The organism is Streptomyces sp. NPDC056628, assembly GCF_042792555.1.
GTDB lineage: Bacteria > Actinomycetota > Actinomycetes > Streptomycetales > Streptomycetaceae > Streptomyces.
This window is the reverse complement of the sequence record NZ_JBHTWG010000008.1, coordinates 57827-71405: the sequence shown is the minus strand read 5'-3', so window position 1 is coordinate 71405 and position 13579 is coordinate 57827. Positions and strand designations below refer to the sequence as shown.

Genomic DNA, 13579 nt, shown 5'->3' with positions numbered 1-13579 from the left:
ACGAGAACGGGAACATCCGCTTTTCCACGGTGCCGGGTATGGGATTCGAACCCACACGTCCTTGCGGACAGAGGTGTTTGAGACCTCCGCGTCAACCAGTTGCGCCAACCCGGCGAGTATGGCTGCGCGAAAGCATACCGGGTCACCGCACTTCCCCGCCTCTAGGTAGGCTGCCTAAGCAGCAGCACCTGCCCGGCCCGCAACAAGGAGCCCCCGTGACCGCCCCCGAGTCGCCCCAGCCCGTGGACACGCCCGACGACGACAAGTCGCACGTGCCTCCGCTGACGACCCGTGTCGTCATCGCCGAGGACGAGGCCCTGATCCGGCTCGACCTCAAAGAGATGCTCGAGGAGGAGGGGTACACCGTCGTCGGTGAGGCCGGTGACGGTGAGCAGGCTGTCGAGCTGGCGCGCCAGCACCGGCCGGACCTCGTGATCCTCGACGTGAAGATGCCGAAGCTCGACGGCATCTCGGCGGCCGAGAAGATCGCCGAGGAGAGCATCGCCCCGGTGCTGATGCTGACGGCGTTCTCGCAGCGCGACCTCGTGGAGCGCGCCCGCGACGCCGGTGCCATGGCGTACCTGGTCAAGCCGTTCAGCAAGAGCGACGTCGTCCCGGCGATCGAGATGGCCGTCTCGCGGTTCACGGAGCTGAAGGAGCTGGAGAAGGAGGTCGCGGACCTCAGCCAGCGCCTGGAGACCCGCAAGCTCGTGGACCGGGCGAAGTCCGTCCTGCAGACGCAGTACGGGCTGACCGAGCCGGCCGCGTTCCGCTGGATCCAGAAGACGTCGATGGACCGCCGCATGTCGATGCAGCAGGTCGCCGAGGCCGTGATCCAGGACGCCGAGGAGAAGAAGGCCGCCAAGGGCTGACCTTCCCGGACAAGCGTGAGGCCCGTGCCCCTGACCGGGGGGCACGGGCCTCTGCCGTGGGGCGTCAGTCCTCGCCGAGGTACGCCTTGCGGACCGACTCGTCGTGCAGGAGGTCCTGCCCGGAGCCGGAGAGGACGATCTTGCCGACCTCCATGACGTGGCCGTGGTCGGCCAGGGAGAGCGCGGCCTGGGCGTTCTGCTCGATGAGCAGGATGGTGGTGCCCGACGCCTTGAGCTCCCGGATGGTCGCCATGATCTTCTGCATCATGATCGGCGAGAGGCCCATGCTGGGCTCGTCGAGCATGAGCAGCTTCGGCCGGGACATCAGCGCCCGCCCCATGGCGAGCATCTGCTGCTCGCCGCCGGAGAGGGTGCCCGCGGCCTGCTTGCGGCGTTCCCCGAGGATGGGGAAGAGGTCGTAGGCGCGCTGGATGTCCTTCTCGATGCCGTCCTTGTCGTTGCGCAGGAAGGCGCCGAGGCGGAGGTTGTCCTCGATCGTCATGCGGGGGAAGATGTGCCGCCCCTCGGGGGAGTGGGCGAGTCCCAGCGAGACGACCTTGTGGGCGGGGATCTTCCGCAGCGACTTGCCGTCGAACTTGATGTCGCCGGACAGGGGCTGGAGGAGTCCCGAGAGGGTGCGCAGGGTGGTGGTCTTCCCGGCGCCGTTGGTGCCGATGAGGGTGACGACCTCGCCCGCTTCGACCTTGAACGAGATGCCCTTGACGGCCTCGATCTTGCCGTAGGCGACTCTGAGGTCCTCGACCTCGAGCAGAGCGGTCACTTGTCGTCCCCTTCCGTGGTGCTGTGCGCGTCGCCCTCCGCGGCCTCGACCTCGGCGGCTTCGGCGGCACCCGGCGCGCCCTCGAAGGGCTCGCCGAGGTAGGCGGCGATGACGCGCTCGTCGGCCTGGACGACCTCGGCGGGTCCTTCGACGATCTTCTCGCCCTGGACGAGCACGGCGACCCGGTCGCAGAGGTTCATGATGAACCGGATGTCGTGCTCGATGACGAGGACGGCGATGCCCTGGTCCCGGATGGCGAAGATGAGTTCTTCGGCCGCGCGGGTCTCCTGGGGGTTCATGCCGGCGGTGGGTTCGTCGAGGAGGAGCAGGCCGGGTTCGCTCGCGAGGGCCCGGGCGATCTCCAGCTTGCGCTGTTCGCCGTAGGGCAGGTTGCGGGCGAGGTGGTCGGCCTTGGCGGCGAGGCCGGTGAACTCCAGGAGTTCCATGGCCCGTTCGCGGGACGCCTCTTCGGCCTTCTTGAAGCCGGGCAGGCGCAGCAGGGCGGACCAGAGGCCTTCCTTGGTGCGGGTGTGCCGTCCGACGAGGACGTTCTCCAGAACGGTCATGTTGGCGAAGAGCCGGATGTTCTGGAAGGTCCGGGCGATGCCGGCCTGGGTGACCAGGTGGGGCTTGGGCGGCAGGACGGTGCCTTTGTAGGCGACTTTGCCCTCGGTGGGGACGTAGAGGCCGGTGAGGCAGTTGAAGAAGGTCGTCTTGCCGGCGCCGTTGGGGCCGATGAGGCCGACGATCTCGCCGGTGTTGACGGTGAGGTCGACGTCGCGGACGGCGGTGAGGCCGCCGAAGCGCATGGTGACGCCGCTGGCGTCGAGCACCGTCGTGGTGGGTGCGGTCGTGGTGGTGGTCATGGCGGTCACGCCCCTGCCTTGGCGACGCCGGTCGCGCCTTCGGGCAATGGCTTGTCCTCCGGTACGTCGAGCTGTCCGGTCTCGTGGAATTCGAGCTGCTTCCTGCGGTCGGCGACCAGGCCCTCGGGGCGGAAGCGCATCAGGAGCATCAGGGCGATACCGAAGAGCAGCAGCTGGTACTCGGCCATGAACTGGAGCTTGGCCGGGATCAGGTAGAGCAGCGCGGCGCCGATCAGCGGTCCGCTGATGGTGCCCATGCCGCCGAGGATGACGGCGGCGAGCAGGAAGGCCGAGTTCGGCGGCACGGAGCCGGCGAACTGGTACTGCTCGGGGGTGACGCTGTAGGAGACGTGGGCCTGGACGGTGCCGGCGAGGCCGGCGAGGCAGGCGCCGAGGGCGAAGGCGAGCAGCTTCAGGCGGAAGCCGTTGATGCCCATGGCGGTGGCGGCGGTCTCGTCCTCGCGGATGGCGACCCAGGCGCGGCCGATGCGGGATTCCGCGGAGCGGCGGAAGACCAGCACGACGATGGCTGTGAACAGCAGCATCATCAGGTAGTAGTTGGCCGAGCGGGTGAGCTCGTGGCCGAGGACGTCGTGGGGGACTCCGAGGTTGAAGCCGAAGATCTCCAGGTCGGGGATCTGCGGGATGCCGTTGGAGCCGTTGGTGACGTCCGGTCCGCTGTTGCCGTTCAGGTTGTTCATGGTGATGCGGAAGATCTCACCGAAGCCGAGCGTCACGATGGCGAGGTAGTCGCCGCGCAGTCGCAGGGTCGGTGCGCCGATGACGACGCCGAAGATCAGCGAGGCGACGGCGCCGGTGAGGACGGCGGCCCAGAACGGGAAGGTGACGCCGATGGTCGACGACGGGGAGCCAGAGACCAGGGCGGCGGCGTAGGCGCCCACGCCGAGGAAGGCGACGTAGCCGAGGTCGAGGAGGCCGGCGAGGCCGACGACGACGTTGAGGCCCAGGGCGACCGTGGCGAAGATCAGGATGTTCGCGCCGATGAGGGCGAACTGGTCGTTGGTCTGGGTGAAGGGGAAGCAGATCGCCGCGGCGAACGCCGCCCCGAGGGTGACGTTGCGGTGCTTGGCGGTGAGTGCGGAGAGCCGCTTCAGCAGTCCGGCGCGGGTGACGGCGGTGAAGCCGAAGGCCGCGAGGATGAGGAAGCCGATGAACAGCTCGGAGTACTCGGTGCTGATGCCGTACGCGAAGACGTACAGGCCGACGCCGAAGCCTGCGGCGATGATCAGGATCTCGAGCCAGGAGGGGAGTTCCTTGGCGGGGCCGGGTTCGGGGGAGGTGAGCGCGTGGCGGACGCGGCCCCACAGGTGGGGGTCGGGGTCGCCGGCGTCGTAGGGTTGGTCGACGGGGAGGCCGAGGGCGCCGACGACGGCGACGAGGGCGCCGAGGCCGGAGACCCAGGCGCCCGGTTCCAGGTTGACGAGGCCGCCGAGTTCCTGCGCGATGGCGCCCATGGCGTAGCCGGTGACGCCGAGCACGCCGAGGGCGGCGAGCAGGACGGGGCTGTTCTTGCCGCCGGGGGTGAGCCAGCCCAGTCCGCGGATGCCGTAGCCGGCGAGGGCGAACAGGAGGGTGAGCAGGGAGCCGACGAGGGTGAGGACCTGGAGGCCGCCGGGGTAGCCGGTGACGGTCAGGTTGCCCGGGAACTCGTCGGTCCAGGTCCAGGCGAGGAAGGTGCCGACGAGGGCGAGTGCGGAGCCGGCGACCGTCAGTCCGCGGGCCGCGGCGTGCGGCAGCGGGATGATCGGGGTGGCTTCGGGGGTGGACACCTTGGGGGTGTCGCCGGTGGTCTTGTCCATGGGGATGTCGGTGGTCATGGGTATCACGCCCGATCCGCGACGCGTTCGCCGAGCAGGCCCTGTGGCCTGAACAGCAGGACGAGGATGAGGAGGCTGAACGCCCACACGTCCTTCCAGGCGCCGCCGCCGAAGAGGTCCATGCCGGGGATCTCGCCGATGTAGCCGGTGGCGAGGGACTCGGCGACGCCGAGGACGAGGCCGCCGAGCATGGCGCCGTAGATGTTGCCGATGCCGCCGAGGACGGCGGCGGTGAAGGCCTTGAGGCCCATCAGGAAGCCCATGCGGAAGCCGACCTGGCCGTTCTTCAGGCCGTAGGCGACGGCCGCGACGGCGGCGAACGCGGCACCGATGGCGAAGGCCATGACGATGATGCGGTCGGTGTTGATGCCCATGAGCTTGGCGGTGTCGGGGTCCTGGGCGGTGGCCTGCATGCCGCGGCCGGAGCGCGTCTTGTTGACGAACAGGCCGAGGGCGATCATGCAGAGCGGGGCGGCTATGAGGACGAAGAGGTCGCCGCGCTGGATGTTGGCGCCGAGGATCTCGACGGGGTCGCCCTGGAAGCGGGGGAAGGGGACGTCCTTCTTGGCGTCGGGGTACCACATCCATACGGCCTGCTGGAGGACGATGGACAGGCCGATCGCGGTGATGAGGGGCGCCAGGCGGGGTGCGCCGCGCAGGGGACGGTAGGCGAACCGTTCCGCCGCGGTGCCGACGGCGACCGAGACGAGGACACCGCCGATGATCATGAGGGGGACCGCCGCCCCGAGGCCGAAGCCGTCGGGGAGGACCATCCAGACGGTGAGGGCCCCGAAGCCCCCGACCATGAAGATCTCGCCGTGGGCGAAGTTGATGAGCTGGACGATGCCGTAGACCATCGTGTAACCGATCGCGATGAGTCCGTACATCGCGCCGAGGATGAGTCCATTGGCCAGCTGTTGCGGCAGTTCGTGCACCGCAGGGCCTCCGTGGAGTGGTTCGGATATGGCGCCGCGCGGGGAGCGCTGGTGGGCGCTTCCCGCGCGGCCTGGATCAATGTGTGAGGAGGATGGGTTCCCTGACTCGTCCTTCGTCAGCCGAGCTTGGGCTCGCCGCTGAACTCGGGCGCCCAGGCGTTGTCCTTGACCTTGTACGCGGTCATGGTGTGGTTCGTGGTGTCACCGAACTCGTCGAACGAGATGGTGCCGGTGACGCCGTCGAACTTGACCTTGGCCATGGCGTCCAGGACCGTCTTGCGGCCGTCGGACGGGACCTTGCCGTCGTTGCCCTCGACGGCCAGCTTGACGGCCTCGATGATGGCCCAGGTGGCGTCGTAGGTGAGGCCGCCGTAGGCCTCGTAGTCGTCCTCGTAGCCGGCGGCCTTGTAGTCGGCGATGAAGGTCTTGGCGGACGGGAGCTGCTCGACGGGCCGGCCGACGGAGGTGGCGAGGTCGCCCTCGGCCTTCTTGTTCAGCTTCGGGAACTCGCCGGAGTAGATGCCGTCGCCGCCCATGAGCGGGATGTTCTGGCCGCTGTCCTTGAGCTGCTGGCTCAGCGGGCCGGCGGCCGGGTACTCGCCGCCGTAGTACAGGGCCTGGGCGCCGGTCTTCTTGATCTTGGCGACCACGGCGTTGAAGTCACGGTCGTCGGGGTTGATGTGGTCGGTGCCCACGATCTTGCCGCCGAACTTGGTGAAGTTCGCCTTGAAGGACGCGGCGAGGCCGGCGCCGTAGGTCTTCTGGTCGTCGATCAGGTAGACCTTCTTGAGCTTCGCCTTGTTGTACAGGTAGTCGGCGGCGAAGGCACCCTGGATCTCGTCCGTGGTGGCGGTGCGGAAGAAGGTCTTGAACTGGCGGACCGAGTCGCCGGTCTTCCAGCCGTCGCCCTGGGTCAGCTCGGTGCCGGTGTTGGCCGGGGAGACCTGGGTGAGGCCGGCGTCGCTGAACGGCTTCTGCATCTGCTGGGAGACGCTGGAGTTCAGCGGGCCGACGACGCCGAGGACGTCCTTGTTGCTGATGAACTTCTGGGCGTTCTGCTGGCCGACCTGGGGCTGGGCCTGGTCGTCCAGGGCCTCGATCTTGAACTCGACGCCCTTGACGAACTCCTTCTTGTTGGCCGTCTTGGCGGCCAGGTCCGCGGAGTTCTTCATGCCGAGGCCGAGCGCGGAGAGGTCGCCGGTCAGCGGGGCGTCGAGGCCGATCACAACCGTGGTCTTGTCGCCGTTGCTGCTGCCGCCGTCGTCGTCACGCGACCCACAAGCCGTGAGTGTCAGCGATCCCGCCGCGAGCGCGGCGGTAATGGCGATGATCGAACGTTGACGCACGAATCAGGTCCTTTCCCTGGCACGGCGGTTCCCCATGGAACGCGCCGAGTCGAGCGCTGGGGACGAAGTGACTTCGAATCCGATGGCTCGGTGACTGGCCGTGACTCTAAGCGCGGGTGGGGAACATGGAGGAGGCTCTGACCAAGGCTGTGACGCTCTTGTTATGACACGCGGTATCCCTGAGCGGTACTGCGTGGGGGGAAGAGCGGATTTCCGGCCGATTCGCCCTGTCCACATAGTGAGAACCCGCAGCGTTCGCGCGTAGCTTCTTCACGAGTGTTCAGGGGTTTTGGTGATGACCGCATTCGTTGCCGAAGGCTGCCGGGGGTCTCGCGGGGCTCCGTGGCAAAGCGTCGCGCCGCGGGAGAGGGGGCGCCGTTTATTGCAGCCGTATTACGCACAGTTACGCGGGTGAAAGACGCCCGGCGCGCCTCCCCGTATTCGTGTAGAGGGCACGAAAGTGGAATTTCTGATGTCACTCCTCAGCCCCATGGGCCTCCGGTGGGTCCGCCGTTTCGGTACCGCTTCTCGCAGGCCGTGCGCGCGCGGCGGTCGATGAGCCGGCCGGCCCCCTCGTCACCGGTGCGTTCGCGCTCGGCGCGGGCGGCGTCCACCACCGTTCGGAGGATCTCGTACTGCCCGTCGGACAGCCCCATCGACTGGTAGTCGCCGTAGGTGTCGCCGCTCAGCGCCCGGCGCGACCAGTACGCGATGATCCGCGTGCACAGCCGGGCCGGTGAAGTCGCCGTGGGGGAGGGGGAGTCGCGGCTCGCCGGGGCGGCGGTCGGCGAGAGGTCCGCGCCCGGCCCCCCGCAGCCGCCCGCCGAGCAGGCGGCCAGCAGGGCCAGTCCGAGCGCGGCCCCCTTCCGGCGCACTCCTGCCTTGGTCATGCCTCGACCGTATGCCGCCGCACGGCCGGGATCAACGGCGGGGTGGGAAAGGAGAGTTGACCCGCCGTCACGCCGTCGGGCGGACCCGCTCCGCGTCCTTGGGGTTCACGTCCCGCAGCATGCAGGTCAGCCGCGCGGTGCACACCCGCCGCCCCTGCTCGTCGCTGATCACGATCTCGTACGTCGCCGTCGAGCGGCCCCGGTGCAGCGGCGTGGCGACACCCGTCACCAGGCCGGAGCGGGCGCCCCGGTGGTGGGTGCAGTTGAGGTCCACCCCCACCGCGATCTTCGAGGTGCCGCCGTGCAGCATGGACCCCACCGAGCCGAGCGTCTCGGCGAGCACCGCGGACGCGCCGCCGTGCAGCAGCCCGTACGGCTGGGTGTTCCCCTCCACCGGCATCGTCCCCACGACCCGCTCGGCGGACGCCTCCACGATCTCGACGCCCATGCGCGTGCCGAGGTGCCCGGCCGAGAACAGGGCCTGGAGATCGACGCCGAGCGCGGCGTACTCGTCGATGATCTCCTGCGGGAACGTCACGTGCTGCTGCTCGCCCATGGGCCAGGCTCCGTTCGTCGTGATCACCCGGTGTGTGTGATCAGCGGTCTGTCGGCGGTTGTCACCGGTGTGACAACCGCCTGAGCAAACGCTCAGTCGGCCGCCGATTGTTCCAGACGCACGATCACGGACTTGCTGGCCGGTGTATTGCTGGTGTCAGCGGTGGCGTCCAGCGGCACCAGCACGTTGGTCTCCGGGTAGTAGGCAGCCGCGCAGCCCCGCGCCGTCGGGTAGGACACCACCCGGAAACCGGGCGCGCGCCGCTCGACGCCGTCCTTCCACTCGCCGACCAGATCGACGTACGAACCGTCGGCGACCCCGAGGCGCCGCGCGTCCTCCGGGTTGACCAGCACCACCCGGCGGCCGTTGCGGATGCCCCGGTAGCGGTCGTCCAGGCCGTAGATCGTGGTGTTGTACTGGTCGTGCGACCGCAGTGTCTGCAGCAGCAGCCGCCCCTCGGGGACCTCCGGGTACTCCACCGGCGCCGCCGTGAAGTTGGCCTTGCCGGTCGCCGTCGGGAAGCGCCGCTCGTCGCGCGGGGCGTGCGGCAGCGTGAAGCCGCCGGGACGCGCCACGCGCGCGTTGAAGTCCTCGAAGCCGGGGACGACCCGGGCGATGCGGTCCCGGATCGTCGCGTAGTCCTTCTCGAACTCCTCCCAGGGCGTACGGCTCTTCTCGCCCAGCACCCGGCGGGCCAGCCGGCACACGATCGCCGGCTCCGACAGCAGATGACCGCTCGCCGGCTCCAGCCGCCCCCGGGAGGCGTGCACCATGCCCATGGAGTCCTCGACGGTGACGAACTGCTCCCCGCCGCCTTGCAGATCGCGCTCGGTACGGCCCAGCGTCGGCAGGATCAGCGCCCGCGCGCCCGTCACCGCGTGACTGCGGTTGAGCTTCGTCGACACGTGCACCGTCAGCCGGGCCCGCCGCACGGCCGCCTCGGTGACGGCCGTGTCCGGCGTGGCCGCCACGAAGTTGCCGCCCATCGCGAAGAACACCTTCGCCTCGCCGTCGCGCAGCGCCCGGATGGCCCGTACGACGTCCAGGCCGTGCTCACGCGGCGGCGCGAACCCGAACTCCCGCTCCAGGGCGTCCAGGAAGGCGGGCGCGGGCCGCTCGAAGATGCCCATCGTGCGGTCGCCCTGCACATTGGAGTGGCCGCGCACCGGGCACACGCCCGAGCCGGGACGGCCGATGTCGCCGCGCAGCAGGAGGAAGTTGACGACCTCCCGGATCGTCGGCACCGAGTGCTTGTGCTGCGTCAGGCCCATCGCCCAGCACACCACCGTGCGCCGCGAGGCCAGCACCATCTCCAGCGCCCTGTCGACGTCCTCACGCGCGAGGCCCGTCGCCGCCAGCGTCTCGTCCCAGTCGGCGGCGCGGGCGGCCTCGGCGAACTCCTCGAAGCCGTGCGTGTGGTCGCGGACGAAGTCCTCGTCGACGGCGCCCTCGGTCTCCAGGATCAGCTTGTTCAGCAGCCGGAACAGCGCCTGGTCGCCGCCGATGCGGATCTGCAGGAACAGATCGGTGAGCGCCGCGCCCCTGAGCATGCCCTGGGGGGTCTGCGGGTTCTTGAACCGCTCCAGTCCGGCCTCGGGCAGCGGGTTGACGGTGATGATCCGGGCGCCGTTCGCCTTCGCCTTCTCCAGGGCGGAGAGCATCCGCGGATGGTTCGTCCCCGGGTTCTGCCCGGCGACGATGATCAGCTCGGCCTGGTACAGGTCGTCCAGCAGGACGCTGCCCTTGCCGACGCCGATCGTCTCCGACAGCGCGGACCCGGACGACTCGTGGCACATGTTCGAGCAGTCCGGCAGGTTGTTCGTGCCGAGCTCGCGGGCGAAGAGCTGGTAGAGGAAGGCCGCCTCGTTGCTGGTGCGGCCCGACGTGTAGAAGACGGCCTCGTCGGGCGAGCCGAGCGCGGCGATCTCCTCGGCGACGATGTCGAAGGCCCGCTCCCAGGTCACCGGCTCGTAGTGGGTGCCGCCCTCCGGCAGGTACATGGGGTGGGTGAGCCGCCCCTGCTGCCCGAGCCAGTAGCCGCTGCGCGTCGCCAGGTCGGCCACGGGGTGCGCGGCGAAGAACTCCGGGGTGACCCGGCGCAGGGTGGCCTCCTCGGCGACCGCCTTCGCGCCGTTCTCGCAGAACTCCGCCGTGTGCCGGTGCTCCGGCTCGGGCCAGGCGCACCCCGGGCAGTCGAAGCCGTCCTTCTGGTTGACCCGGAGCAGGGTCAGCGCGGTGCGCTTGATCCCCATCTGGCGCTGGGCGACCCGCAGGGTGTGGCCGACGGCGGGCAGCCCCGCCGCCGCGTGCTGGGGCTGGGCGACCTCGGGCGCGTCCTGGACCGGATCATCCGTGGGCGGCTTGCTGGCCATCGCGCGCTCTCCTTCGGGTACACGTGTGAGGTACGTCTCTGATCCTCGCACGCGGAACCGGCCCTACGGGGAGCGGGTGTTCGGGCTCCGCACACCACCTCGGCGGCTCGGACGGCACCCCGGCGGGGCCCGGCTGTCAGTGCGGCGTGGCAGGATCGGGGACGTGGCAGAGACAGCATCGAAGCAGACCGACAGCACCTCCGGCGGCGGCCGGCCCCGCCTGATGCTCATGGACGGGCACTCGCTGGCCTACCGGGCCTTCTTCGCGCTGCCCGCGGAGAACTTCACGACGGCGACGGGCCAGCCGACGAACGCGATCTACGGCTTCGCGTCGATGCTGGCCAACACGCTGCGTGACGAGGCGCCCACGCACTTCGCCGTGGCGTTCGACGTCTCCCGCAAGACATGGCGGTCCCAGGAGTTCACGGAGTACAAGGCGAACCGCTCCAAGACCCCGGACGAGTTCAAGGGCCAGGTCGAGCTGATCGGCGAACTGCTGGACGCGATGAGCGTCTCCCGGTTCGCCGTCGAGGGCTTCGAGGCCGACGACGTGATCGCCACGCTCGCCACCCAGGCCGAGGCCGCCGGTTTCGAGGTGCTGATCGTCACCGGCGACCGTGACTCGTTCCAGCTGGTCAGCGAGCACACCACCGTGCTGTATCCCACCAAGGGCGTCTCCGAGCTGACCCGGTTCACCCCGGAGAAGGTCGTCGAGAAGTACGGCCTCACCCCCGCCCAGTACCCCGACTTCGCGGCCCTGCGCGGCGACCCGTCCGACAACCTGCCGGGCATCCCCGGCGTCGGCGAGAAGACCGCCGCGAAGTGGATCAACCAGTTCGGTTCCTTCGCGGAGCTGGTCGAGCGCGTCGAGGAGGTCAAGGGCAAGGCCGGGCAGAACCTCCGCGAGCACCTGGAGGCCGTCAAGCTCAACCGCCGCCTCACCGAGCTGGAGCGGCAGGTCGAGCTGCCGAAGGCCGTCACCGACCTCGCGCGCGAGCCGTACGACCGCAAAGCCGTCGCGATGATCCTGGACACCCTGGAGATCCGGAACCCGTCGCTGCGCGAGCGGCTCTTCGGCGTCGACCCGGGCGCCGAGGAGGCCGAGACCGCCCCGATCTCCACCGAGGGCGTCGCCCTGGACGGCACCGTCCTCGGCACCGGCGAGCTGGCTCCCTGGCTGGCGGAGCACGCCGGCGGGGCGCTCGGCGTGGCCACCGTCGACACCTGGGCCCTCGGCGCCGGCTCGGTCGCCGAGGTCGCGCTGGCCGCGGACAGCGGCGCGGCGGCCTGGTTCGACCCCTCCCAGCTGGACGAGGCCGACGAGCGGGCGTTCGCCGGGTGGCTCGCGGACGCCGAGCGTCCCAAGGTCTTCCACAACGCCAAGGGAGCCATGCGGGTCTTCGCCGAGCACGGCTGGAGCATCGAGGGCGTCCACATGGACACCGCGCTCGCCGCCTACCTGGTCAAGCCGGGCCGCCGCTCCTTCGACCTGGACGCGCTGTCCCTGGAGTACCTGCACCGCGAGCTGGCGCCCGCCGCCACCGCCGACGGCCAGCTCGCCTTCGGGGCGGACGAGGGAGCCGAGGCCGAGGCGCTCATGGTCCAGGCCCGTACCGTCCTCGACCTGGGCGAGGCCTTCGAGGGCCGGCTGCGGGAGGTCGGCGCCGCCGAGCTGCTGCGGGACATGGAGCTGCCGACCTCCGCCCTGCTCGCGCGCATGGAGCGGCACGGCATCGCCGCGGACCGGGCCCACCTGGAGGCCATGGAGCTGTTGTTCGCGGGCGCCGTGCAGCAGGCCGTGAAGGAGGCGCACGCCGCGGCCGGGCACGAGTTCAACCTGGGCTCGCCCAAGCAGCTCCAGGAGGTCCTCTTCGGCGAGCTGGCGCTGCCCAGGACGAAGAAGACCAAGACCGGCTACACCACCGACGCCGACGCCCTGGCCTGGCTCGCCGGCCAGACGGAGAACGAACTGCCGGTGATCATGCTCCGCCACCGTGAGCAGGCGAAGCTGCGGGTCACGGTCGAGGGCCTGATCAAGACGATCGCCACGGACGGCCGGATCCACACCACGTTCAACCAGACCGTCGCCGCCACCGGCCGCCTCTCCTCCACGGACCCCAACCTGCAGAACATCCCGGTCCGCACCGACGAGGGCCGCGCGATCCGCCGGGGCTTCGTCGTCGGCGAGGGCTTCGAGTCCCTGATGACCGCGGACTACAGCCAGATCGAGCTGCGCGTGATGGCCCACCTGTCCGAGGACGAGGGCCTGATCGAGGCGTTCACCTCCGGCGAGGACCTGCACACCACGGCCGCCTCCCAGGTCTTCGGGGTGGAGCCGTCCGCCGTGGACGCGGAGATGCGCCGCAAGATCAAGGCGATGTCGTACGGCCTGGCGTACGGGCTCTCGGCCTTCGGCCTCTCCCAGCAGCTGAACATCGAGGCGGCCGAGGCCCGCACCCTGATGGACGCCTACTTCGAGCGGTTCGGCGGCGTCCGCGACTACCTGCGCCGCGCGGTCGACGAGGCGCGGGCCACCGGGTACACGGCGACCCTCTTCGGCCGCCGCCGCTATCTGCCCGACCTCAACAGCGACAACCGCCAGCGCCGCGAGGCGGCCGAGCGCATGGCCCTGAACGCGCCGATCCAGGGCACGGCGGCCGACATCGTCAAGATCGCCATGCTCAACGTGGACCGGGCCCTGCGCGAGTCCGGCCTCGCCTCCCGCATGCTCCTCCAGGTCCACGACGAAATCGTCCTGGAGATCGCCCCCGGCGAGCGCGACGCGGTGGAGGAACTGGTCCGCCGCGAAATGTCGAACGCGGTCCACCTGAGGGTCCCCCTGGGCGTCTCGGTGGGCGTGGGCCCCGACTGGGAGTCCGCGGCCCACTGACGCCTCCGGCAGACGGCACGCAAGCACGCCGGACCGGCCCCACACCGGCCCGGCGTGCCGGAGGCCCGCCCCCGGGGCGCGGGGACTGCGCGCCGCACCCCTACGGCCCGCACACGACTCACCGGGCAGGACCACCCCCTCAGGGGCGCGGGGAACTGCGCGCCCAGCCCCCACTCGCCCGCACCCGCGAAACACACCGCCCCCGGCACACGAAGAGGCGCCCCCGCCCAGCC

At 70.1% G+C, this 13579-nt stretch carries 10 protein-coding genes and 1 tRNA gene; 2 read left to right on the top strand and 9 right to left on the bottom strand.

The genetic code is table 11. The features are described from left to right. Window positions 1-30 precede the first annotated feature (30 nt). Window positions 31-114 (bottom strand) — tRNA-Leu (locus ACFRAC_RS13515). Between the two features lie 101 nt (window positions 115-215). Here ACFRAC_RS13515 and ACFRAC_RS13510 point away from each other — a divergent pair. After that, entirely contained in the window at window positions 216-872 is a 657-nt protein-coding gene (locus ACFRAC_RS13510) for an ANTAR domain-containing response regulator (RefSeq protein ID WP_382924037.1), read from the top strand. Window positions 873-936: 64 nt separating this feature from the next. On the opposite strand, the gene ACFRAC_RS13505 is transcribed toward ACFRAC_RS13510, so the two are convergent. The 8 genes from ACFRAC_RS13505 to ACFRAC_RS13470 form a co-directional block, all read right to left on the bottom strand. Next, complete coding sequence (locus ACFRAC_RS13505; protein WP_382924036.1) at window positions 937-1653, bottom strand: ABC transporter ATP-binding protein; 717 nt, start codon at window positions 1651-1653, stop codon at window positions 937-939. Continuing rightward, a complete protein-coding gene (locus tag ACFRAC_RS13500; RefSeq protein WP_361342946.1) occupies window positions 1650-2519 on the bottom strand; it encodes an ABC transporter ATP-binding protein in 870 nt (289 codons plus the stop codon). Before ACFRAC_RS13500 ends, ACFRAC_RS13505 begins: the two co-directional genes overlap by 4 nt. A 5-nt stretch (window positions 2520-2524) precedes the next feature. Next, entirely contained in the window at window positions 2525-4339 is a 1815-nt protein-coding gene (locus ACFRAC_RS13495) for a branched-chain amino acid ABC transporter permease (RefSeq protein ID WP_382924184.1), read from the bottom strand. Window positions 4340-4362: 23 nt separating this feature from the next. Next, a complete protein-coding gene (locus ACFRAC_RS13490) occupies window positions 4363-5292 on the bottom strand; it encodes a branched-chain amino acid ABC transporter permease (protein ID WP_382924035.1) in 930 nt (309 codons plus the stop codon). A gap of 116 nt (window positions 5293-5408) precedes the next feature. Further along, entirely contained in the window at window positions 5409-6638 is a 1230-nt protein-coding gene (locus ACFRAC_RS13485) for a branched-chain amino acid ABC transporter substrate-binding protein (protein ID WP_382924034.1), read from the bottom strand. Window positions 6639-7120: 482 nt separating this feature from the next. Further along, window positions 7121-7528: a hypothetical protein gene (locus tag ACFRAC_RS13480; RefSeq protein WP_382924033.1), complete on the bottom strand. Its 408-nt coding sequence runs from the start codon at window positions 7526-7528 to the stop codon at window positions 7121-7123. A gap of 67 nt (window positions 7529-7595) precedes the next feature. Further along, window positions 7596-8084, bottom strand: a complete 489-nt coding sequence (locus tag ACFRAC_RS13475; protein ID WP_382924183.1) for a hotdog fold thioesterase — start codon at window positions 8082-8084, stop codon at window positions 7596-7598. A 92-nt stretch (window positions 8085-8176) separates the two neighbouring features. Continuing rightward, complete coding sequence (locus ACFRAC_RS13470; protein ID WP_382924032.1) at window positions 8177-10456, bottom strand: FdhF/YdeP family oxidoreductase; 2280 nt, start codon at window positions 10454-10456, stop codon at window positions 8177-8179. 163 nt (window positions 10457-10619) lie between these two features. On the opposite strand from ACFRAC_RS13470, the gene polA reads away from it, so the two are divergent. Next, window positions 10620-13346, top strand: a complete 2727-nt coding sequence (gene polA / locus ACFRAC_RS13465) for a DNA polymerase I (protein ID WP_382924031.1) — start codon at window positions 10620-10622, stop codon at window positions 13344-13346. The last annotated feature ends 233 nt before the right edge of the window (window positions 13347-13579 follow it).

Bases quoted from the DNA above. Each gene is read 5' to 3' on its own strand.
- ACFRAC_RS13500 (WP_361342946.1), bottom strand. From the start codon at position 2,519: ATGACCACCACCACGACCGCACCCACCACGACGGTGCTCGACGCCAGC.
- ACFRAC_RS13495 (WP_382924184.1), bottom strand. From the start codon at position 4,339: ATGGACAAGACCACCGGCGACACCCCCAAGGTGTCCACCCCCGAAGCC.
- ACFRAC_RS13480 (WP_382924033.1), bottom strand. From the start codon at position 7,528: ATGACCAAGGCAGGAGTGCGCCGGAAGGGGGCCGCGCTCGGACTGGCC.
- ACFRAC_RS13475 (WP_382924183.1), bottom strand. From the start codon at position 8,084: ATGGGCGAGCAGCAGCACGTGACGTTCCCGCAGGAGATCATCGACGAG.
- ACFRAC_RS13470 (WP_382924032.1), bottom strand. From the start codon at position 10,456: ATGGCCAGCAAGCCGCCCACGGATGATCCGGTCCAGGACGCGCCCGAG.